17 protein-coding genes are annotated in these 21,834 nt (G+C 65.8%); 12 read left to right on the top strand and 5 right to left on the bottom strand.

The window, feature by feature from the left end; genetic code table 11:
* Window position 1: 1 nt before the first annotated feature.
* Together QRN11_RS06910 and QRN11_RS06905 are read left to right on the top strand one after the other, a co-directional pair.
* Window positions 2-2,215, top strand: coding sequence for a molybdopterin oxidoreductase family protein (locus QRN11_RS06910; RefSeq protein ID WP_285250373.1), 2,214 nt, complete (start codon window positions 2-4; stop codon window positions 2,213-2,215).
* The gene (locus tag QRN11_RS06905) at window positions 2,212-3,768 is read left to right on the top strand and encodes an FAD-dependent oxidoreductase (protein WP_285250372.1); all 1,557 of its coding nucleotides are present in this window, start codon (window positions 2,212-2,214) and stop codon (window positions 3,766-3,768) included. Before QRN11_RS06910 ends, QRN11_RS06905 begins: the two co-directional genes overlap by 4 nt.
* 84 nt (window positions 3,769-3,852) lie before the next feature.
* On the opposite strand, the gene QRN11_RS06900 is transcribed toward QRN11_RS06905, so the two are convergent.
* A complete protein-coding gene (locus QRN11_RS06900; protein WP_285250371.1) occupies window positions 3,853-4,038 on the bottom strand; it encodes a PspC domain-containing protein in 186 nt (61 codons plus the stop codon).
* Between the two features lie 147 nt (window positions 4,039-4,185).
* A complete protein-coding gene (locus QRN11_RS06895) occupies window positions 4,186-5,601 on the bottom strand; it encodes an NAD(P)H-quinone dehydrogenase (RefSeq protein ID WP_091418528.1) in 1,416 nt (471 codons plus the stop codon).
* A gap of 106 nt (window positions 5,602-5,707) precedes the next feature.
* On the opposite strand from QRN11_RS06895, the gene QRN11_RS06890 reads away from it, so the two are divergent.
* Together QRN11_RS06890 and QRN11_RS06885 are read left to right on the top strand one after the other, a co-directional pair.
* Window positions 5,708-6,526, top strand: coding sequence for a purine-nucleoside phosphorylase (locus QRN11_RS06890; RefSeq protein ID WP_091418368.1), 819 nt, complete (start codon window positions 5,708-5,710; stop codon window positions 6,524-6,526).
* Window positions 6,527-6,681: 155 nt separating this feature from the next.
* The gene (locus QRN11_RS06885; RefSeq protein ID WP_285250370.1) at window positions 6,682-8,439 is read left to right on the top strand and encodes a phospho-sugar mutase; all 1,758 of its coding nucleotides are present in this window, start codon (window positions 6,682-6,684) and stop codon (window positions 8,437-8,439) included.
* A 73-nt stretch (window positions 8,440-8,512) separates the two neighbouring features.
* Here QRN11_RS06885 and nirD read toward each other — a convergent pair whose 3' ends face one another.
* Window positions 8,513-8,899, bottom strand: coding sequence for a nitrite reductase small subunit NirD (nirD, locus tag QRN11_RS06880; RefSeq protein ID WP_285250369.1), 387 nt, complete (start codon window positions 8,897-8,899; stop codon window positions 8,513-8,515).
* 268 nt (window positions 8,900-9,167) lie between these two features.
* On the opposite strand from nirD, the gene nirB reads away from it, so the two are divergent.
* From nirB to QRN11_RS06840, 8 genes are all read left to right on the top strand, one after another.
* Complete coding sequence (nirB, locus tag QRN11_RS06875) at window positions 9,168-11,810, top strand: nitrite reductase large subunit NirB (protein WP_285250368.1); 2,643 nt, start codon at window positions 9,168-9,170, stop codon at window positions 11,808-11,810.
* A 2-nt stretch (window positions 11,811-11,812) separates the two neighbouring features.
* Window positions 11,813-12,847, top strand: a complete 1,035-nt coding sequence (cobA, locus tag QRN11_RS06870; RefSeq protein ID WP_285250367.1) for a uroporphyrinogen-III C-methyltransferase — start codon at window positions 11,813-11,815, stop codon at window positions 12,845-12,847.
* Window positions 12,848-12,861: 14 nt separating this feature from the next.
* Window positions 12,862-14,010 (top strand): uroporphyrinogen-III synthase, encoded by a 1,149-nt coding sequence (locus tag QRN11_RS06865; protein ID WP_285250366.1) that lies wholly within the window; start codon window positions 12,862-12,864, stop codon window positions 14,008-14,010.
* A gap of 255 nt (window positions 14,011-14,265) precedes the next feature.
* The gene (locus tag QRN11_RS06860) at window positions 14,266-15,141 is read left to right on the top strand and encodes an FAD-dependent oxidoreductase (protein WP_285250365.1); all 876 of its coding nucleotides are present in this window, start codon (window positions 14,266-14,268) and stop codon (window positions 15,139-15,141) included.
* Between the two features lie 144 nt (window positions 15,142-15,285).
* Window positions 15,286-16,011, top strand: coding sequence for a deoxyribose-phosphate aldolase (gene deoC, locus QRN11_RS06855; RefSeq protein WP_142061861.1), 726 nt, complete (start codon window positions 15,286-15,288; stop codon window positions 16,009-16,011).
* A 51-nt stretch (window positions 16,012-16,062) separates the two neighbouring features.
* Window positions 16,063-16,326 (top strand): hypothetical protein, encoded by a 264-nt coding sequence (locus QRN11_RS06850; RefSeq protein WP_142061858.1) that lies wholly within the window; start codon window positions 16,063-16,065, stop codon window positions 16,324-16,326.
* 364 nt (window positions 16,327-16,690) lie between these two features.
* Entirely contained in the window at window positions 16,691-17,335 is a 645-nt protein-coding gene (locus QRN11_RS06845) for a hypothetical protein (RefSeq protein WP_285250364.1), read from the top strand.
* 428 nt (window positions 17,336-17,763) lie between these two features.
* Window positions 17,764-17,937, top strand: coding sequence for a CsbD family protein (locus QRN11_RS06840; protein WP_091418386.1), 174 nt, complete (start codon window positions 17,764-17,766; stop codon window positions 17,935-17,937).
* 1,477 nt (window positions 17,938-19,414) lie between these two features.
* On the opposite strand, the gene QRN11_RS06835 is transcribed toward QRN11_RS06840, so the two are convergent.
* Together QRN11_RS06835 and QRN11_RS06830 are read right to left on the bottom strand one after the other, a co-directional pair.
* The gene (locus QRN11_RS06835) at window positions 19,415-20,263 is read right to left on the bottom strand and encodes a LysM peptidoglycan-binding domain-containing protein (protein ID WP_285250363.1); all 849 of its coding nucleotides are present in this window, start codon (window positions 20,261-20,263) and stop codon (window positions 19,415-19,417) included.
* A 756-nt stretch (window positions 20,264-21,019) separates the two neighbouring features.
* Window positions 21,020-21,832: a metal-dependent hydrolase gene (locus QRN11_RS06830; protein ID WP_285250362.1), complete on the bottom strand. Its 813-nt coding sequence runs from the start codon at window positions 21,830-21,832 to the stop codon at window positions 21,020-21,022.
* Between the last annotated feature and the right edge of the window lie 2 nt (window positions 21,833-21,834).

The raw sequence follows: 21,834 nt of genomic DNA, 5'->3' as shown, positions 1-21,834 counted from the left end.
CATGACCAAAAGCGCCGACACGCACTGCCCTTACTGCGCTTTGCAGTGCGCCATGACGCTCACGTCTCCAGCGGAACTGACCCCGGCCGTCCAGCCGGGGTCAGTCCCCGTGTCCGCACCGGCCGTCGGGGAACGGCCTTCCCTCACGGCACCCCTTGAGGTCAGCGGACGCGACTTCCCCACCAACCGCGGCGGCCTGTGCCGCAAGGGCTGGACTTCGGCCACCCTGTTGAACCACCCGGGCCGGATCACCGAGCCCCTGCTGAAGGGCCCCGACGGCGTCCACCGCCCCATCGGCTGGGAGCAGGCCCTGGACCTCGCGGCCGGCGCAGTGAAAGACGCACAGGCCCGCTACGGACGCGACGCCGTGGGCGTTTTCGGCGGCGGCGGCCTCACCAACGAAAAGGCCTACATGCTGGGCAAGTTCGCCCGGCTCGCCCTGGGAACCTCCCGCATCGACTACAACGGACGCTTCTGCATGTCCTCCGCCGCGGCGGCCGGAATGCGCGCCTTCGGGGTGGACCGCGGCCTGCCGTTCCCGCTCGAAGCCCTGGACACCGCCAGCACCATCCTGATGCTGGGCTCCAATGTTGCCGAAACCATGCCTCCCTTCGTCCAGCACCTCAAGGGAACGCGCGACGCCGGCGGGCTGATTGTGGTGGATCCGCGCCGTTCCGCCACGGCGGCTTTTACGGCCGACGGCGGCGGCCTGCACCTCCAGCCCCTGCCGGGCACCGATCTCGCCCTGCTCCTGGGAATTTCGCACGTGGTAATCCACGAGGACCTGGTGGACACCGCGTACGTCGAGGAACGCACATCGGGCTACAGCGCCGTGGTCCGCAGCGTGAACTCCTTCTGGCCCGAACGTGTCCAGTCCATCACAGGAGTACCTGCCGAGCTCATCCGCGAGACAGCCCGCCGGCTTGCCTCCGGCGCACGGGCCGGAGGCAGCTACATCCTTACCGGCCGCGGCGTGGAGCAGCACGTGGACGGCACCGATACCGCCACCGCTGCCATCAACCTCAGCCTCCTGCTGGGCCTGCCGGGTTCGGCCCGCAGCGGCTACGGCACCCTCACGGGCCAAGGCAACGGCCAGGGTGGCCGCGAACACGGCCAGAAAGCCGACCAGCTCCCGGGCTACCGCAAAATCACCGATCCCGCCGCCCGTGAGCACGTGGCCAAGGTGTGGGGTGTCCCGGAGCAGCTGATCCCCGGGCCGGGGCTGCCGGCCGTCCAGCTGCTCAAGTCGTTGGGACAGCCCGACGGCGTCCGTTGCCTTTTCGTCCACGCTTCCAACATCGCCGTGGCCTCCCCCGACGCCAACGCCGTGATTCAAGGACTGCGCAGCCTGGACTTCCTGGTGGTCTGCGACTTCTTTATGTCCGAGACCGCGGCCGAGGCAGACCTCATCCTTCCAGTACTCCAGTGGGCGGAGGAGGAAGGCACGCTCACCAACCTTGAAGGCCGGGTCCTGCGCCGCCGCCGGGCCCTCACGCCGCCTGCAGGCGCCCGCAGTGAACTGTGGATCATGGCACGGCTGGCCGAGGCCCTCGATGCGCCGTCCACCTACAGCGAGGACCCGGAGACGGTCTTCGAGGAACTCCGGCTGGCCTCTGCCGGCGGGCTGGCAGACTACTCCGGCATCGACTATGCCATGCTGGACCGCGGCGAAGCTGCCTACTGGCCGTACCCGCAAGGCAGCACCGGAAGCCCGCGGCTGTTCCGGGACTCCTTTGCGCACGCCGACGGCAAAGCCGTGATGGTCCCGGTGGCGCCCCGCCGCCGTCGGACGCCCGCCGCAAATCCTGACCCGGCCGCCACGACCATGACGCTTATCACCGGCCGCCTCCTGGAGCACTATCAGTCCGGCGCCCAGACCCGCCGGGTGGCCGAGCTGCTGGAAACCCGGCCGGAGGCGAAGCTGCAGGTCCACCCGGCCGCCGCGGCGGCCATGGGCATCACCGAAGGGTCCCTCGTTTCGGTGGCGAATGAGCGCGGCGAGGTGCTGTGCCGGGCCGAGCTGAGCACGGCGATCCGTACGGACACAGTGTTCCTGCCCTTCCATTTTCCTGAACTCGAGAGCGCCAACCGCCTCACGGAGGCGGCGACGGATCCCACGTCCGGAATGCCCGAGTTCAAGTTCAACAAAGTGTGGGTGCGGCCTGCCGCCACCCCCCTGTCAACCAACGTGCTGCAAACGACGGAGGCCTCATGAGCGAGCAGATTGTCATTGTGGGATTCGGCCCGGTGGCCGCCCGGCTGGTTGATGAGCTCCTGCCCGCCGTCCGGGACGGCCATGTGCATCTCACGGTGGTGGGCGCGGAAGCTGAAGCAGCCTACAACCGCGTGCTGGTGGCCGATCTGGGCGTGGGCCGAACCACGGCTGAAGCCTTGGCGCTTTCCGACGCCGATGCCCTGGCCGCCGACGGCGTGGATGTCCGGCTGGGCATCCGCGTCCGCCGCGTGGACCGCGCCCGGCAGCAGGTCCTGCTGACCGACGGCTCCGTGGCGCACTACGACCGGCTGGTATTCGCCACCGGATCCCGCCCGGTGATCCCCAACCTGACCGGCATCAACCCGGATCCCACCTCGCCGGTCCTGCCGGCCGGCGTGACAGCCCTTCGCGACCTGCGCGACGCTGAAGTGCTGCGGCAGGCGGTGGACGGCGGTAAGCGCGTGGTGGTCCTCGGCGGCGGCGTCCTGGGCCTGGAGACGGCGCTGGCAGCGGCTGAAGAAGGCGCCACGGTCACGGTGGTCCACAACGGACCGCACCCGCTGGGACGCAACATCGACCGCGGCGGCGGCGCCGTCCTTGCCGCCAGCCTGCGCCGCTGCGGAGTCCGGATGGCCGGCAACGCGCGCTCCACCGGCGTGGAGCACAACGCGGCCGACGGCGGGTTCTCGGCATTGCTGCTCGACGACGGGTCGGCGATCGACGGCGACCTCCTGGTCATTTCGTGCGGTGTCCGCCCCCGCACCGAACTGGCCGAGGGCTGCGGGCTTTCCACCGCCAGCGGGATCCTGGTGGACCACCGGCTGCGGGCGCACCACGAACCGCACATCTTTGCCATTGGCGACTGCGCGGAGGTGCGGTGCCCTGAACCGGACTGCGCCCGCTGCCGGAATGCCAAGGGCCCGTCCGGCCTGGTGGGGCCGGGCTGGCGGCAGGCCGAATGGCTGGCCGAATACCTGACCCTGCTGGCGTCAGGGGCTTCGGCAGAAGCCGAAGCCCTTCCGGAGCTGCCGGCCGAGCAGGCAGGCGTTGTTGTCCTCAAGGCCCGGGGCATGAACATGGCTGTGGCCGGGGACAACGCCGCCGAGCCGTGGGACGAGGAGGTCCTCACGGCCGGCGCCGGCAACGGCCGCGCCCGGCTGCAGATTGCGCAGTGGGCGGACCCGGAGCATGGCCGCTACGTCAAAATGACCACCCGGGGCGGCGTCCTGGAGGGGCTGGTGGCCGTGGGCATGCCGCGCACGGCGGCCGAACTGGTGGGGCTTTTCGAGCGAGGCGCCGAGCTGCCCGCGGACAGGTCGCTGCTGCTGCGCCTTGACGGGCCGGACCAGCTGCCCGGTGCGGCGGCCGATCCGCAGGGCACCGTGTGCCGCTGCGCAGGCGTCAGCGGGGCAACCATCCAGGGGGCCGTGGAAGAAGGCTGCTCCACCGTGGCCGAGGTTTCCAAAGCCACCCGGGCGGGTACCGGCTGCGGCGGCTGCCACGAGGACATCAAGGGGCTCATCGAAAAACACTTCTCCCCAGTCGCCCCCTAACCTCGCAAGCTCGGTCAGGGAACCCGGCGGCCGTGGCCCTAGGGGCAAGCCCTCGGTGGTTGAGCCTGTCGAAACTTGGGCTGTTTACACCGGTGCCTTGGGGATCAGGATCCAGAGAGCGATGTAGACCAGCTCGCCGATCCCCACCAATCCGAAAATGACGAAGCCCAGCCGGACCAGGAACTTCGGAAGCCCGAACCGGGCCGCCAGGGCAGCGCAGACGCCGCCGATGATTTTGCCGCTGCGCGGTCGAACAAGGTCTGTTGCCATGGCTGCCACTCCTCCTTGAGTCGATGGCTGATGCAGGGACGGCCGGGAAAATCCTGATGAAATTCCCGGCCGGTCCTCAGAGGCGTCTATGCAGGGCGCACCGGGGGTCAGACTCCCGGCGGCGCCGCTTCCCTGCAAGCGCAGGTCCTACATGTGCACGTGCAGCCGGCGCGCAGCCTCCGAGATCGAGCCCGTGAGTGACGGGTACACGGTAAAGGTGCTGGCGACGTCATCCACATGCAGCTTCTGCTTGACGGCGATGGAGATGGGGAAGATCAGCTCGGAGGCGTTGGGACCCACCACCACACCGCCGATGACCGTTCCGGAGCCCTTCCGGGCGAAAATCTTTACAAAACCGTCCTTGGTGTTGCGCATCTTGGCCCGTGCATTGCTGCGGAGCGAGAGCTTCACCACGTCGCCCTGGTACTTGCCGGAGTCGATATCGGCCTCGGACACGCCCACATTGGCAATTTCGGGTGAGGTGAAAATGTTGGATGCCACCTGGTGCAGCTTGAGCGGGGTAACGGCGTCACCCATGAAGTGGGCAACGGCAATCCGGCCCTGCATGGCCGCGACGGAGGCCAGCGGCAGGACCCCGGTGCAGTCACCGGCGGCGTAAATATTGGGGGCGGTGGTGCGGGAGACGCCGTCCACTTTGATGTGGCCACTTTCGCTGACCGCAACGCCCGCTTCTTCCAGCCCAATGCCGGCGGTGTTCGGGATGGAGCCCAGGCAGAGCAGGCAGTGGCTGCCGGTTACTTTGGACCCGTCGCTCAAGGTGACCACCACGCCGTCGTCCGTGCGCTCCACCTGCTCCGCGCGGGACCGCGACAGGACCCGCACGCCGCGGCGTTCAAACACCTCCTCGAGAACCACGGCAGCGTCAACGTCAGAACCAGGCAGCACCCGGTCACGGCTGGAAATCAGGGTGACCTTCGAGCCGAGGCCGTTGTAGGCGGACGCGAACTCGGCCCCGGTCACGCCGGAGCCCACCACGATCAGGTCTTCGGGAAGTTCGTCCAGGTTGTAGATCTGGGTCCAGTTCAGGATCCGCTCACCGTCAGGGCGGGCCGTGGGCAGCTCGCGGGGATGGGCGCCGAGCGCCAGCAGGATGGTGTCCGCCTCCACGGTCTCGGTGCCCTCCGCCGTGAGGACCTCGATGGTGTGGTCATCCAGGAGCCGCCCGGATCCGGCCAGAATGCGCACGCCCTGCTGCGCCAAACCGTCGGAGATGTCCTTGGACTGGCTGCGCGCGAGGTTCAGGAGGCGGTCGTTGATGTGTTTGAGATCAGCGCGCATCACCGGCACAAAGTCTCCGCCGTCGACGTCGAACTTCACTCCCAGCTCCCCCGCCTCGGCGACGCGGGTCATCAGGTCCGCGGTGGCGATCAGGGTCTTGGACGGGACGACGTCGGTCAGCACGGCGGAGCCGCCGAGCCCGGCACGCTCGATGATGGTGACCTGCGCTCCAAGCGAGGCGGCCACCATGGCGGCCTCATATCCGCCCGGACCACCTCCCAGGATTGCGATCCGGGGTGAACTGAAATCTGGATGCGTAGTCACAAACAATCATTCTCCCGCATCCCCTGCCGGACCGCCAAAGAAACCGTTCTCTGGGGAAAACCGCCAAAGGCTGGGCCCTGCAGGAGCGGCAGGATAACTTGTACCAGTGAGTACAACAGACTTCCTGAACACGGATCCCTTCGCTGCCGCCCGCGCCGCCGCCGACTACATTGCCGAGGAAACCGGCGTGGACCGCCACGACGTGGCCCTGGTGCTCGGCTCCGGCTGGGCAGACGCCGCCAGCCTCATCGGCGAGACCACAGCTACCCTGTCCGCCGAGGAAGTCCCCGGTTTCCACGCTCCGGCAGTGGAAGGGCATGTGGGCACCATCCGCTCTGTGCTGACCAAAGAGGGCAAACGGGCCCTGGTGCTCGGCGCCCGCACCCACTATTACGAAGGCAAGGGCGTCCGCGCCGTAGTCCACGGAATCCGGGCCGCGGCGGCGGCCGGCTGCAACACGCTGGTCCTTACCAACGGCTGCGGCGGCCTGAACGAAAATTGGGCGCCGGGCACTCCGGTGCTGATCAGCGATCACATAAACCTCACCGCGGCCTCGCCGCTGGAGGGCGCCACCTTCGTTGACCTGACAGATCTCTACTCTGCCCGGATCCGCAAAATCGCCCGCGACGTGGACGCAACCCTGGACGAAGGTGTCTACGCCCAGTTCCCCGGCCCGCACTACGAAACCCCGGCCGAGGTGCAGTACGCCAAACGCATCGGCGCCGACCTGGTGGGAATGTCCACGGCCCTGGAGGCCATTGCGGGGCGGCACGCAGGCATGGAGGTGTTTGGCATCTCGCTGGTCACCAACCTAGCCGCAGGCATCAGCCCGCAGCCGCTCAGCCACCAGGAAGTCATTGAGTCAGGGCAGGCAGCAGGGCCGCGGATCTCCAAACTGCTCGCCGAAATCATCGCCAAACTCTAAAGCAGCGTGGGGCCACGCCCGCCGGGTTCCCTGACCGAGCTTGCGAGGCCAGGGTGCGGGTGGGGACACTTCAGGCCCCATCCGTCGCGTTCTTTGGGCCGCATCCGACCCCGCGTTGCGGGAAGTAAGGGAGCAATGACGATAGGTTTGTGCCCATGACGTCTTCCGATGCCGATTTCCGCCTGCTCACCGAGGCCCGTGAATGGGCTGCCCAAGACCCGGATCCCGAAACGTCCGCGTCCCTGCTTGAGCTGGTCCGGCTGGTGGAAGACGGCTCCCCGGCAGCCCGCCAGGAACTCGAGGACAGCTTCCGTGGAACGCTGCAGTTCGGCACGGCGGGACTCCGCGCGGCCCTGGGGCCCGGGCCGAACCGGATGAACCGCGTGGTGGTGAGGCGCGCTGCTGCCGGACTGGCGGACTTCCTGGTCCGCGCGGCAGGCGAGGCATCCCCGGGAACCCGGCCGCGCGCCGTCGTCGGCTATGACGCCCGGTACAACTCGGACATCTTTGCGGCGGAAACCGCGGCTATCTTTACGGCCGCCGGCATCGAGACGTTCCTGATGCCGGCCGCGCTGCCCACTCCCCTGCTGGCATACGCCGTCCGGGCGCTGGAATGCGACGGCGGCGTGATGGTCACGGCAAGCCACAACCCGCCGCAGGACAACGGCTACAAGGTTTACCTGGGCCGCCATGCCGTGGCGGACAGCGGTAACGGTGCCCAGATCGTGGCGCCTTACGACAGTGAAATCGCGGCGAGGATCAACGCCGTAGGCCCGCTCGACACCATTGCCCTTGCCCCCGGCGGCTGGACAGTCCTGAACGGGTCCGTGGCCGCCGGTTACCAGCAGGCTGCGGCCGCGCTGGCCCTGCCCGAATATTTCCCTGCCCGGGACCTGCGCATCGTCCTCACGCCGATGCATGGCGTCGGCGGCGAGACTGCGCTGGCCGTGCTGAACGCCGCCGGTTTCAATGACGTCACTCTGGTGGCCGAACAGGCCCAGCCGGACCCGGACTTTCCCACCGTCAGTTTCCCGAACCCGGAGGAGCCAGGGGCGCTGGACCTGGCCCTGGAGACGGCCGGGCGGCTGGACGCGGACATTGTTGTCGCCAATGATCCCGACGCCGACCGGGCAGCAGTTGCCGCCAAGGATCCGGACACCGGCGCCTGGCGCATGCTCCGCGGGGACGAAGTGGGCGCGCTGCTGGGCGCCCATGTGGCGGCGCGGTTGGCCGCGGCCGGCGAAAGTGCAGGCGGGAGTGCCGCCGGCAGCGAGGGCGTGTTCGCGAACTCGATCGTGTCCTCGCGGCTGCTGGCCCGGATTGCGGCGGCTGCCGGTTACGCACATGAGGAAACGCTGACCGGGTTCAAATGGATTTCCCGGGTGCCGGGGCTGCTGTACGGCTACGAAGAGGCGCTGGGCTACTGCGTTGCCCCGGACCTGGTGAAGGATAAGGACGGGATTTCGGCAGCAGTGCTGATCGCCGAACTCGCCGCCGCCGCGAAGGCTGACGGGAAGACCGTCTTTGACACCCTGGATGAGCTCTACCTCCAGCACGGCCTGCACGCCAGCGACCAGCTCAGCATCAGGGTGGCGGACCTGGGCCTGCTGGACGCGATGATGAACCGGCTCCGGGTCAGCCCGCCGGAATCGTTCGGGTCATCCGCCGTCGAGGTCTTCACGGACCTGGCCGAGGGCAGCGGGCAGCTTCCGCCCACGGACGGCCTCCTCTACCTCACCCGCGACCTCACCCGCGTGATCATCAGGCCCAGCGGCACCGAGCCCAAGCTCAAGTGCTACCTCGAGGTGATCCACCACGTAGGGTCCGCGGCCGAACTGCCGGAGGCCCGGCAGGCCGCCCGCGCCAAACTGGATGAAGTACTCCGGGACGTCAGCGAGGCGCTGGGTCTGTAGCAGGATCCCCGAACCGCGAAAAGGGCGCCCTGCCGGGCGCCCTTTTTCCTGAATGTAGTTTCCGGCAGTGTTTCTACAGCTCGACTTCGACGAAGCCGTCCACCACGCGGGTGCTGAACGCTGCGATGCTCAGGCCCGGGGTGCTGAAGCATTCGCCGGTTTCCAGGTCGTAAACCTCTTTGTGCAGCGGCGAAGCGATGGAGGGACGCGCCCCGCGTGACCCCAGGATTCCCCGGGCCATCACGTGTGCTCCGGTGGCCGGGTCCTCATGGGCCACCGCGAAAACCTCGGCCGGCCCGGTGCGGAAAAGGGCAATCTGGCGTCCGGCCACGAGGGCGGCTTCACCCCAGGCGGGCTCCAGGTCATCCACCAGGCAGACGCGGTGCCAACCGGCGGTGATGCCCGGTGCGGCCTCGCCGGTGGCTGCTGCGAGTGCCCCAAGTTCCAGTGTTGCCGTCATGTCGGCTCCTCTTCCTGTGCGTTTTTCCTTGCCTTTGGCTGCCTCTGCGGCCGTGTTCCACGCTAGGCCGCGGGTGTTTCAGAGGGGTGCAGTGAATGTGTCCAATGCGTAAAAGACACCTCACGCGGCGGGAAATGCGTTCGTGATGCAGAAGTTAAGTTGACGAAACAATTGGGAAACTGAAGCGAAACTGCGTCTCCCTAGTCTGAATGGACACTCGTCACCAGAAGGCTGCAGGAAACACTGCGGCCCATGCGAAAGGCCCACAGTGACCGAACAGACTTCAAGCACAGAGACTCCGCGCCGCATCGTCGTCGCCGGCGGCGGCCCAGCGGCCCACCGTTTTGCGGACGCCATGCATGCCCGCGGCCTCGATGGCTGGCATGTCACGGTCCTCACCGAAGAAGCCCACCTCCCCTACGACCGGGTGGCGCTGTCCAAGGCCCTCACCGAAAAGGACGTGGACCTCACCTTGGGCACCGCCTCAATGTGGGACCACCCTTCCCTGGAGCTGAAGACCGGTGAGCGGGTAGTCAAGATCAACGCCGAAGCCAAGACGGTGGAAACCGCTGCCGGCAACGTTGTCGAATACGACGAGCTGGTAGTGGCCACCGGGTCGAACGCAGCGCGCCTGCCCATCCCCGGTGCCGAGCACACCCACGTCTACCGCACCCTCGAGGACGTGTGGGCCATCAACGAGGCAATCACCGGCCTCAGGCAGAAGCTGGGCCGCAAGGTCAACGCTGTGACCATCGGTGGTGGCCTCCTCGGGCTCGAGTCCGCGGCCGGCACCGAACAACTTGGCGCCAACCCCATTGTTATCGACGGTTCGCAGTGGCTGATGGCCACGCAGCTTGATGAGGGCGCCGGCCAGGCCATGGGCCGGCTCATCAAGGGCAAAGGCTTCGAGGTCCACGGCGGCGTCTTCCCCTCGGAAGTACTGTCCGACGACGACGGCCAGGTCACCGGGGTCCTGATGGCCGACGGGCGGGTCATCGATGCGGACATCGTGATTGTCGCCATTGGCGTGCGGCCCCGCGATGAACTGTTCCGCGCCGCCGAGGGCGAGGAGCAGGTATTCAGCCTGGGCCAGCGCGGCGGTGTGGTCATTAACGACTACTGCGCCACCGAGGTGGACGGCATCTGGGCCATCGGCGAAGTGGCCAACTACGGCGGCATGTGCCTTGGCCTCGTCGCCCCGGCCAACACCATGGCCGAAATCGTCGCCGACCGCCTCCACGGCGGAGACGCCACCTTCCCCGGTTTCGACACCGCCACCAAGCTCAAGCTGTCCGGAGTTGATGTTGCCAGCTTCGGCGACGCCTTCGCCAAGACCGAACACGCCCTGGAAATCGTCTACGCGGACCCCGCACGCGGCGTCTACCAGAAGATTGTCACCACTGATGATGCCAAGACCCTGCTCGGCGGCATTTTCGTCGGAGACGCCTCACCGTACATGAGCCTGCGTCCGCTCCTGGGCCGCGAACTTCCGGCCGAGCCCGGCGCATTCCTCAGCGCCGCCGGTGGCGGCGAAGCTCCCGAGACCGAACTGCCGGACGACGCAACCCTCTGCTCCTGCAACAACGTCACTGCCGGAACCATCCGCGACGCCATCAACGGCTGCGGCGCCTGCGAAGGCAACGCTCCCGTCCAGGAACTTGGTGAGCTGAAGGGCTGCACCCGTGCCGGCACCCAGTGCGGTTCCTGCGTTCCCATGCTGAAGAAGCTGCTCGAGACCGAACTGACCAAGTCCGGCGTCGAGGTTTCCAAGGCCCTCTGCGAGCACATCGAACTGTCCCGCCAGGAGCTGTTCGACGCCATCCGTGTCCTGGAACTGACCTCCTTCGAAGAGATCATGGCCAAGTACGGCACGGGCGCCGGCTGCGACATCTGCAAGCCCACCATCGCCAACATCCTGGCCAGCCAGAACAGCGCCTACGTCCTGGACGCCGGCCGCGGCACACTGCAGGACACCAACGACCGCGCCCTGGCCAACATGCAGAAGGACGGCACCTACTCTGTGGTCCCCCGCATCGCCGGCGGCGAGATCACCCCCAAGAAACTGGGCGTCATCGCGGCAGTGGCCGAAAAGTACAACCTCTACACCAAGATCACCGGCGGCCAGCGGATCGACATGTTCGGCGCCCGCCTGGAACAGCTCCCGGAAATCTGGAAGGAACTGGTGGATGCCGGCTTCGAGTCCGGCCAGGCCTACGGCAAGAGCCTCCGCACGGTGAAGTCCTGCGTCGGTTCCACCTGGTGCCGGTTCGGCGTGCAGGATTCGGTGGCCATGGCCATCCAGCTGGAGCTCCGCTACCGGGGCCTGCGCAGCCCGCACAAGCTCAAGATGGGTGTTTCCGGCTGTGCCCGTGAATGCGCCGAGGCCCGCGGCAAGGACGTGGGCGTGATCGCCACCGCCGACGGCTGGAACCTCTACGTCGGCGGCAACGGCGGCGCCACCCCGGCCCACGCCCAGCTCCTTGCCAAGGACCTCGACGACGAAACACTGATCAAGTACATCGACCGCTACTTCATGTACTACATCCGCACCGCGGACCGTCTCCAGCGCACGGCGCGCTGGCAGGAGGAGCTCGACGGCGGCATCAAGCACGTCGAGGACGTGGTGGTCAAGGACACCCTGGGCATCGCCGCGGACCTCGAGGCGGCCATGGCCAAGCACGTTGACACTTACATCGACGAATGGGCAGACACCCTCAAGGACCCCGAGCGCCTGCGCCGGTTCCGCTCCTTCGTCAACGCCCCCGACCAGAAGGATGACTCCATCACCTTCGTTCCGGACGAGCGCGGCCAGATGCGCCCCGCCACCCCGGAGGAGAAGGGCAAAGTCCTGATCGGGGCATCCATCCCGGTCCGTCCCGGCTCGCCGGAACCCATCAGGAACGAGGCATAACCATGCAGCTCACCATCGACCTCACCGGCCGCGACGTCCTGGTGGCCGGCTCGGACCACGCAGCCCGGCAGGCGGTGCGCCGCTATCAGGCCGCCGGCGCCGTGGTCTACCGCCTCAGCACCCCGCAGGGCGCAGGCCATGACGGCCCCCTGCCCGAGCGCCCCTTCCTGGTGGCAGCGGTCGACGACGGCCAGCCGGGCTGGGAGCCGCTGCTGGACCGGTGCCGTGCAGCCGGCATCCCCGTGGCCGTGGAACCTGCTGCCGGACCCGTCGGCCACGTCACCCTCGTGGGCGGCGGACCCGGAACCACCGAACTGCTCACTGTGGGCGCCGTCAAGGCGCTGCGTGATGCCGACGTCGTCTTTTATGACCGGCTGGCCCCCTGCCAGGACCTGCCGGCTCTGACCTCCGCCGAACTCGTGGACGTGGGCAAGAAGCCCGGGCACCACAAGGTCAGCCAGGCCGACATCGAAAAGCTCATGGTGGAAAGCGCCCTCGCGGGTAACAATGTGGTCCGTCTCAAAGGCGGCGATCCGTACGTCTTTGGCCGCGGCGGCGAGGAGGTTGCCTCCTGTGTGGCAGCCGGCGTCCCGGTCCGCGTCATTTCGGGCGTCACGAGCGCCATCTCCGTCCCCGCGGCGGCCGGAATCCCGGTCACCCACCGCGAAGTGAGCCACATGTTCACCGTGGTCTCCGGACACGCCCCGCTGACCGAAAAGGAGCACCAGCACCTGGCCGGACTGGGCGGAACCATCGTTGTACTGATGGGCATCGGCACCCTGCACCAGCTTGCCGCAGGCCTCCGCCGGGCAGGAATGCGCACGGACATGCCCATGGCCGTTGTTGAACGTGGCTACCGGCCCGGACAGCGAACCACCATCGCGGACCTCGGCACCATCACCACTGCGGCCGCCGGCTGCAGCAACCCGGCTGTGCTGGTCATCGGCGAGGTGGTGCGGGTGGCGGAAGCCAACCGCGGGCATGCTGAGGCCGCCGCCGACCTGGACAGGCTGGCGGCCTCGCTGCTGGGCTCGTGAAAGGATTGACCTCCATGAATGCACTTGCACCGGCCGAAGCACCGCAGGTCGACGAGACGCCCGAGGCAGCCGAAGCACCGTTGGAGGGTTTCCGCATCGGTGTCACCTCCGACCGGCGGTCCCAGGACCTGATCGAGGCCCTCGAACGCCGCGGCGCTGAAGTACTACACGCCCCCGCCCTGAAGATCGCCCCGGTGCAGGAGGACATGCGCCTCATCGACGACACCCGCGCCATCATCGCGGCCAAGCCGGACCTGTGCATCGCCACCACCGCCTACGGCATGCGCCGCTGGTGCGAAGCCGCGGATTCCTTCGGCATCGGCGACGAGCTGCTGGAAACCCTCGGTGCGTGCCGGATGTTCGTCCGGGGACCCAAAGCCCGCGGTGCTGTGCGCGCGGCCGGCCTTGCCGACGTCGGAATCAGCAGCGACGAAACCACCGCAACACTGGTGGACATGCTGCTGACCGAGGGCGTCCGCGGAAAGACCGTGGCTGTGCAGCTGCACGGGTACACGGATGTCCGGCAGCTGGAGCGCCTGCGCATGTCCGGCGCCACCGTCCTGACGGTCACCCCATACCGCTGGGTGAAGCCCGACGGCGAGGACAAGCTTCCCCGCCTCATCGAGGCGGTGTGCAGTGGAAACCTGGACGTCCTGACCTTCACCAGCGCGCCTGCTGTCGACGCCCTGTGGAGCACTGCCCATGAGATGGGCGTCTACAAGCAGCTGATCGAGAGCCTGAAGACGAACGTGACCACGGCCGTGGTGGGCCCAGTGACCGCGCAGCCGCTGCTGGACGCCGGCATCACACCCCTGATCCCGGAACGCTTCCGGATGGGCGCCTTGATCAGGCTGGTGTGCGAGCACCTCGCACTGAACCATGTCCGGCGGCTGGACACCAGGTCCGGCAAGATCGAGCTGCGCGGCCGGAGCCTGCGCATCGATGGCCAGCCGGTGGAGCTGGCGCCCGCTCCGCTGCTGCTCCTCCGGGCGCTGCTGGGTGCCGGCGGCGCGGTCCTGTCCCGCGAATCCCTGTCCGACCTGTTGGAACTCCGAGGTTCGGTCCACGCGCTGGACATGACCGTGAGCCGGCTCCGTTCTTCGCTGCCCGACGGCCGCCTCGTGGAGACCGTGGTGAAGCGCGGCTATCGCATCCGCGTCTAGTGCCTCCAATGCACCCTCAAAGTGCCCGGGCATTGGCCCCGGGCACTTTGTACATCGCGGGGCGCACGTCGAATGTATCCGTTTCTGCCTGGATGAGAGGCACGTCACGGGTTCTGTTACCGGCCGGTAAAAACTGGCGAACACGGACCCGCTAAACGGCAACTGAGGGGAAACACCCCGGAAAAAGCAGGGTCCTACGCTGGGTCCATCACGAAGTTCCGGCCGTTCACCGGCCGCCAGCGAAAGGGCCAGCACATGTCCGCTCCGGCACCCTCCACCTCCACTGTTCCCGCCACCCGCATCGTCATTGCGGGGGCAGGACCTGCTGCCCAGGCACTGGTCAGCCAGCTCAACCGTGCACGGTTCACGGGCACCATCACGGTTCTGAGCAACCGGGACGACACTCCGGAGGAGCTGCTGGAGCTGGCGCTGCTCCCCCAGGTCTCGGTGCGGTTCGGCCAGCCGGCCAGCCACATTGACCCGGAGAACCGGACGGTTGCAACGGCGGACGGCATGGAATTCAGCTACGACCAGCTGGTCATCGCCACCGGGTCAGCACCGGTGGCCAGCCCTGTGGAGGGCGCCAACCGCTGCCTGAGCTACTCCACCATCGACGACGCCGCCCGCATCGGCGAGGCTGTCAGCGCGGTCAGCCGGGAGCTGGGTCGCCGTCCGCTGGGGATCCTGGTGGGCACGGGTGCGGCCGCCGGCCAGGCTGAAGCGGTCCTTCGTGCCAGGGGTGTGCGGCCCATCCGCACCACCGCCCGGCCGGCCGCCGTCGTTCCGGGCACCTCAGCCGGGCTCGCGGCCTCGGGCGTTGTTTTCGAAGATGGCAGCAGCATGAACGGCGACCTGGTGGTCCTGGCGGAGGAACGGGTGTCCCGGGACGGGCTGGCTGCCAGCGCAGGACTGCAGACAGCGGCCACCGGCGGGATTGTCATCAGCAAGGACTTCCGGACGTCCGTCCCCGGAATCTGGGCTCTCGGTGACGCGGCAGCGTTCGACGGCGTCCGGCTGGGCCTGCTGGTCGCCGCGGCTTCCGCAGCGGGCGCCTGCGCCACGCAGCTGCTTACTGCCGCGTCCGCGCCGTCCGTGCCGTCCGCACCCTCCGCACTGCCGGCCGCCGCCTGAGCAGCAACGCGCGGTCACTTACGGCCCGATAATCCGTCCGCATTGGGCCGGAAGTGACCCCGCGTTGCTCTGTGGCAAGATGGTTCCGAAACGAGGCAGGGCGTCACAACGCCCTGGCCCATCGGCCCCTTGGAGAGGACCATCATGAGCAACGAAGCCACCCCTTCCGTTCAAACAGCCGCATCCGGCGCCCCGGACTCCGGCAGCATGGCGTCATTCATCGACCACACCCTGCTGAAGCCGGAAGCTGGTGAGGCCGACGTCCTCAAAGTGTGTGCCGAAGCCGCTGAATACCACTTCAAGTCCGTGTGTGTGAACCCCATCTGGGTCAAGACCGTGAAGAAGGCCCTGAAGGGTTCCGGCGTCCTCACTTGCTCCGTGGTGGGTTTCCCGCTGGGCGCCACGCCCACGGACGTCAAGACGTTCGAGGCCCGCGGGGCGGTGCTGGACGGTGCCGACGAAGTGGATATGGTCATCAACATCGCAGCCGCCCGGGCCGGGGACAAGGGCGCGCTGGTTGAGGACATCACCTCGGTGGCGGAGGCTGTCCACGCCAGCGGTGCCATCCTGAAGGTCATCATCGAAACGGCGCTGCTCACAGACAGCCAGAAGGTTCTCGCGTGTGAGGCCGCCGTGGAAGCCGGCGCCGATTTCGTCAAAACCTCCACCGGCTTCAACGGCGGAGGCGCCACCGCCGAGGACATCGCCCTGATGCGCCGCACGGTAGGTCCCGGCCTCGGCGTCAAGGCCTCCGGCGGCGTGCGTTCCCTCGAGGACGCGCAGGCTATGATTGCAGCAGGTGCAACACGTATTGGTGCCAGCTCCGGCATCGCCATCGTCAAGGGTGAACAGGGTTCATCCTCCTACTGACGGCAACCGGAGCCGCCACAGATTGAGGCCCCCGCGGCCAAGGAGGAATGAATGTCCAGCAAGATCACGGCTTCCAGCCAGGGCACGGCGTCTCACGAAGGGGAACTCCGGACCCCTCAGAACGAGAACAAGCTCGGCAGCAGCATCATCCTCTTTGTGGTCTGCATGGCCCTGTTCCTCGGCGCCATCTATTCCCTGTCCTTCCTGACGCTCGGCAACCCGTGGCCCATGGCTGTTTGTCTGGCGCTGTTCGCCCTGGCGTACTGGATCCCGCAGACCATCCTGGGCCGCTCGGACTCCGCCGGCGAGCACTAATCCCACAGCAGACAAGAGACCCCCTGGACGATGTCCAGGGGGTCTCTTGCATTTGGCGCACGCGCTGGCAGGCTGGCACCGAATGTTTGCGGATTAGACGTCATTTTCAGAAGCTGACCGCACAGAATGTCAGGAGTCCTCTGCAAAGGTGTCATTAGGCGTGGGAGAAGTGTCGTTTTCCGAAGTCGTCCGCACGGAATGTCAGAAGTCGTCGGCACAATTTTTCCTGGCCCGCAAGGGATCGGCCTACCGGCGGCCAGTGAACGATAATTCTCCAAGCCGCCCCAACCTATGCAGGACTAATGTGCCGTGGATATGCGGCGGAAACCGGGCCGGCCGCGGCTCGCAAGACAGGGGGACCGCTTTGAGCTCATTTGTTGTCGGCACCGATCTGATTGACCTCTTGGCGACCGCCGCGCGAAGGATCCGAAACGGCAGAATGCCGGACCTTTTCTTCGACTACGAGGACACTGCCACAGCACAATCGATCGGGGAAGCACTGGCCCACTTCAACATCGTGGCGGTCTCCGACCACTATCAGGAAGAACGTGCCGAGCCGGAGTACACGTTCACCCCAGTGGATGAGATCCTGACCGGGGCGCCCGAGCCCAGGCATTTGGTGCAGATCTATTTAGCGGCGAGATGCTACAACTACCAGACCGGCGAGGATCACCCGGAATGGGCCTACAGCCTTCCTTGGGCAACCGTGAAGGCAATTCAATTCTGGGCAGAGACAAATCTCTACGGGCGCGGATGGCCGATCATGAAGCTGAAGAACTCCCGCGGGTACGACTGGGCGGGTATCGAGGACGCGGCGTGGGAATGGACGCGCGATCACGGCTTCCCCGAGTTGCAGATGATTCCTGGCCGGCTCAACAATGCCGAAGTCAGGCAGGCCATCACTGCTACGGACAGATGCGTGACCAAGGGTCCGCGCCACTGGGGATGTCCAAGGTCTCGCTGCTCGCCCGTCTTGTTCTGGCTGCCTATGAGGACGCCACCTATCTGATCCTTGAATCTGAAAATGGACGATTCGTCCGCGGTACGCTCTTCCGGGAAGCCGGTGAGAAGATCGCGGAAATCAGCTCCCTGGAAGCCGGCCATTGCCCCGACTCAACCGGCGGAGAAGAAGTCCGAGCACTCCTTGCCACCGTTGATCCCAGCACGGCAAACCCGGCATGGACAGAGTTCGCCCCCAGGGATGTCCTGCCGCTGCCTGAAGGATCTCAACCGATTAACTTGGAAAAGGCATCTGCCTGGTCTCCGATAACGACCCGTCGACGGCCCAGCGACACCTGACCGAGCGTCTCGCGCTGCGGCTGTGCACATCAACTGACGGATGCAAGTCGGCTCGTCCGACTTGCGCGGTGAACCCTAAGCATGCTTAGTATAGGTGCAGCCGAATGCGAACGGCTCCCAACCAGAGGAGGAAACACCATGGGACTAGGCGACAAGATTGAGAACGCTGCCGAGAAGGCTGGCGGCAAGGGCAAGGAAGCGGCCGGTAACGCCACAGGCGATGACAGCCTGAAGGCTGAAGGCCAGACGGACCAGGCCAAAGGCGACGTGAAGCAGGCTGGCGAAAAGGTCAAAGACGCCTTCAAAGACTGAATGATTTTACCAAAAGGGTGCGCTCAGCGAACGGGGCGCACCTTTTTCGTGCCCTCATTTTGCTGCGCCTGAAACCCAGTGCGGCACGGTCCTAGACTTTCGGTATGCACCCCCTAGCGGCAATCGGCCTGGTGTTCTCGCCGAGCTTGCCCCAGCGCCAGTCGTTTGCGAGAACGCTGGAGCTCGCATATCCGCATATAGGAATGGCAGGGACTATGGCCAGCATCAGGGTGGTGGGGCCGGATGAGTGCTGCCGGAAATCTGTGGCGGGCGACTGGGAGCCGGCTTACGGGCGGGGGGACGGCTTCTGCCGTAGGCATCGCAGCTCTGTCGATGTAGCCGGCATTTCCTGCACTCAAAGGGCGTGGCACACCTGTAAAAGGTTCCTGTTCCCCTGGACAACCCGGTGTGGTACGAATGGGACGACCGCAAGCAACCGTCTTGCAGCCTAGGGTTGGTCCGAATATTTGGGAAGGTAAGGACTAAGGTGCTTTCACTCGGAGTTGTTCTACTAATCCTCGGTTATATTTTCAACATTGGAATACTGATAACGATTGGGTGGATTCTGGTTGTTGTCGGCCTCGTGCTTTTCTTGCTCGGTGCAATCGGACGACCTCTTGCCGGAAGACGGTACTGGTACTAATCGCGGCCCCATTTCGCTACAAGGATCGCGGAAGTCCTCCCCCGTATACGTATTGCCTGGAATGTAAGGGGCTGGGGGCGCTGGGTCCACCAGCCACTGTTTAGCGCGCCGTGGGATCTCGCCGCAGTCCGGGCACTCGCCAATTAGCCCGCGTCAAAGCCCTTGGCGCATCTGGGGCTAAGACCTTCAATAACTGGCTTCCGTTTTCGCTGGATAGGCGGTTTGTGCCGGTAGAGGATCCTTACCGGGAATACGAGGACAGATGCGCATGGGGTCCGTTTGTGCCGCCAACAGCCGCCTCGCTGAACGACGTCCCACCTGTGATTGCTAGAGATGTTCTTCCGTAGTTCCTAGGGCGCTAATTATGCGCACGACGCGACGAGCGAAATAAACGACGGCCGCCGCGCTTACGACGCCCAAGATCCACGTCCCTTCGATCCCGAGCATCGGACCACTAGTGCAGGTACCGGTGGCGCCCGACTCAACAACGTAGTCAAAGCACTCACCTCCCCCTGATCCGATGAAGAAGGCGTTTAAGACGATTACGCCCAGGATCGCCATCGCCCAAGGCCACAACCGCGGTGATCGATACGCTGCACTTGCGTCCATGAACCGACCCTACACACGGGGCAACAAAATATCAGGCTTGCCAGGTCTCAATCTGAGCACCTAGAACCACCGGACTGGCAGGCGCTATTAGGTGGCTCCGCCAGCGTCCGCTAGCCGGTCGATCACCGCACTGTTGGTGCACGTTAGTCGGACGGCCCTGGAGTAGTGACAGGATTACGCCATGACGACAATTCGTATGCCTGCTGGAGTCCGCGGGGGCGGATGTCAGCTCCCGGGTTTATTGATGGGCTTGTCCAGCGCCACGCTGATGGTCTGCCCCGGCGCAAGTTCGCCGATGGGCAGGTCTGTGTATTCATACCAAGACCCGGCCGTGCCCGTGCTCGGACGGTTGGCCGAGCGCAGGTCAGTCACGCCGAATCGAAACGAAACTTGCCGCTCGGTGTCCCCTGGGGCGGTGGTATAGGTCAGGGGAATACCTTGGGCATCGGTGGTGAACGTTCCATGGGCGCCCTCGATTTTCAGTTCGCCGGGTATCAGTCGAACCTTCGTGCCGGCATGGATGGGCTGATCCGCCGACAGCGAGGGGTTGTACATCAGGATCTGTGCCGTGGTTGAGCGGAACTTGTAGCCAAGGCTGTCGAACGAGTCACCGTCCACCGTGGTGTAGAAGACCGTCTGGCCGAATGAGTTGTTGACCGAGGCACCCGAGCCGGACCTGCTGTCTACCGGCTTCTTCTGCAGCTGGATGACCTTGCCGGCCTGGATGAAGAATACGTTTCCCTTTTCGTAGGTGAACGGGACCTTGTTCGCTTCCGCCAACTGCTCAGAGGTCAGGTTGAACCGGTAGGTGATGCCGGCCAGGCTGTCTTCGGGCTCTATTGTGTAACCCGTTGGAATGCCGTTTGCGTCAACCATTGCAGCCCCCTTGGCACCCGACATGGGACCGGTCGGAATCAGCCGGAGCCGTGTGTCCGGAGTGAGGGGAGTTCCTGGCTGGAGTCCGTTGAACGCGGCGACTTTCGCCTCGGATAGCTTGTACGCCGCCGCCACGGCCGGGAGGGTGTCTCCTGGAACGGTGGTGTAGAAGTCCGCGTTGCCAAACGAGTCCCGCACGGTTTCTCCACTCAGGGCAGGCTTCGCAGCGGACGACGCAACTGCAGCGGGGGTGGTCTGGGCGGCCGGTTCCGCCTGGGTTGGAGCATCCGCAAAAGTGCACCCTGCCAGTCCCAGCGACAGCACAACAAGCAGCGCTGGCCGAACCGCGGGCAGGCCAGTCGTCGTCTTTGATGTATTGCCAGTTCCCACCATGGATATGCCCCCATAAGTCCGGCGTAGCCGAGTCAAGGCCCAGAATGGACCAAAAGCGAGCCTAGTGGATAAACCGTGAGCCGCAGTAGCGGCCGTCCCTGCTGCCAGCCGTATGCGGGACTGTTTCTTATATACCCAATAGACCTTTCATTCCTTTGACGGGCTGTGCAGATGACTTCGGACATTCTGTGCAGTCGACTTCGGAAACTGACAATGGCGTCGCCATTCCTTAACATGGCGCATGGGCCCCTCTGTCTTACACCGGGGATTTCGCCACGCCCGCCCGTGCGGCCGGCATATTTAGAGCGTCGGGGCAGGCGACTTTGAGCATTTCGGATGTGCATTTCAGGGCAATCCGTCGTGGTCGTTGGAGGGGTTCCGGCTGAGGAAAACGGCAGTAATCCGTTCCCCATCTGGATGTCTCATAACCTCAGCGCCCCGAATCCCCAAGGTTTCGAGAGGCATCGCGGTCCCAGACAAGTAGGCGTTTGCCCTCAAAACCCGTCTGCGCAAACCCCGGAATTAAGCGCGATCATGTGCAGTCGGCTTCTGAAAACGACATTAGAACCAGATGCGGGTCCAGGCTTCGGCTGCCGCCGCCACGCTGGTCCAGTGGGTCCGGGCTATCGCCCAGCCGGCCACGCACAACCCCACCATTGCGTACGCGCTCACGGGAATGAGCAGCAGCCATTCGCGCTTGGACCCCGCCCGGCCGAGCAATGGCAGGGACAGTGCGCCGTTGGGCCGCCACACCTGGCGCAGCAGCGGCAGCCGGCGCAGCACCTTGGGCGGCCGGATCACCAGCGGCCACAGAAGGGGCACCCCGTTGGTGGTGATGAGGTCCCCCACAATATGCACAACCACGCCCGTGAGCATCGAGACGGGCAGCCAGGTCCACTGGTCCGGTGCGAACCAAGTGACAAGCCCGGCCATGGTCAGCGCGAAGATCCAGTTGCTGATGAAACCGGCCTTCGGGAACAGCTTCAGCGCCTTGGCCGCGATATTGATCATAAACATGCACAGCAGTCCGGCGCCCACGGACAGCAGGCCCCACTGGGTCTGCAGCTGGAACTGACCGGCCAAGGTGGCCAGCAGCACAAAGAAGGCGGCTCCGAGGACGGAGTGTGTCCCCTGCCGGTGCCCGCCGCTGGCATTTTCAATTCCAACGGCGATCAGATTCGACAGCGGCGGCAGGGCATTCGCTACCGTGCTATGCCGGTGGTCCCAGTCGCACACCAGTGCGGTGCCCGCCGTCGCCATCCCGCCGATCAGGATCCCGGTGGCGTCCAGCGGATACCAGCCAAGGGTATACGGCCCCGTTGAGGCAATAGCTACCCACGCCGCGGCTCCCGACGCGGCGTGATGTCCTCCCATCA

This window comes from Pseudarthrobacter sp. fls2-241-R2A-168, from assembly GCF_030209335.1.
Lineage (GTDB): Bacteria > Actinomycetota > Actinomycetes > Actinomycetales > Micrococcaceae > Arthrobacter.
Note: the sequence above shows the minus strand (reverse complement) of the source record. Positions and strands in the feature narration are given on the sequence as shown.

Excerpts from the sequence above, each read along its gene's own strand:
- QRN11_RS06910 (WP_285250373.1), top strand. The coding sequence starts at position 2 with ATGACCAAAAGCGCCGACACGCACTGCCCTTACTGCGCTTTGCAGTGC.
- QRN11_RS06905 (WP_285250372.1), top strand. The coding sequence starts at position 2,212 with ATGAGCGAGCAGATTGTCATTGTGGGATTCGGCCCGGTGGCCGCCCGG.
- QRN11_RS06900 (WP_285250371.1), bottom strand. The coding sequence starts at position 4,038 with ATGGCAACAGACCTTGTTCGACCGCGCAGCGGCAAAATCATCGGCGGC.
- QRN11_RS06885 (WP_285250370.1), top strand. The coding sequence starts at position 6,682 with ATGACGTCTTCCGATGCCGATTTCCGCCTGCTCACCGAGGCCCGTGAA.
- nirD (WP_285250369.1), bottom strand. The coding sequence starts at position 8,899 with ATGACGGCAACACTGGAACTTGGGGCACTCGCAGCAGCCACCGGCGAG.
- cobA (WP_285250367.1), top strand. The coding sequence starts at position 11,813 with ATGCAGCTCACCATCGACCTCACCGGCCGCGACGTCCTGGTGGCCGGC.
- QRN11_RS06865 (WP_285250366.1), top strand. The coding sequence starts at position 12,862 with ATGAATGCACTTGCACCGGCCGAAGCACCGCAGGTCGACGAGACGCCC.
- QRN11_RS06860 (WP_285250365.1), top strand. The coding sequence starts at position 14,266 with ATGTCCGCTCCGGCACCCTCCACCTCCACTGTTCCCGCCACCCGCATC.
- deoC (WP_142061861.1), top strand. The coding sequence starts at position 15,286 with ATGAGCAACGAAGCCACCCCTTCCGTTCAAACAGCCGCATCCGGCGCC.
- QRN11_RS06850 (WP_142061858.1), top strand. The coding sequence starts at position 16,063 with ATGTCCAGCAAGATCACGGCTTCCAGCCAGGGCACGGCGTCTCACGAA.
- QRN11_RS06840 (WP_091418386.1), top strand. The coding sequence starts at position 17,764 with ATGGGACTAGGCGACAAGATTGAGAACGCTGCCGAGAAGGCTGGCGGC.
- QRN11_RS06830 (WP_285250362.1), bottom strand. The coding sequence starts at position 21,832 with ATGGGAGGACATCACGCCGCGTCGGGAGCCGCGGCGTGGGTAGCTATT.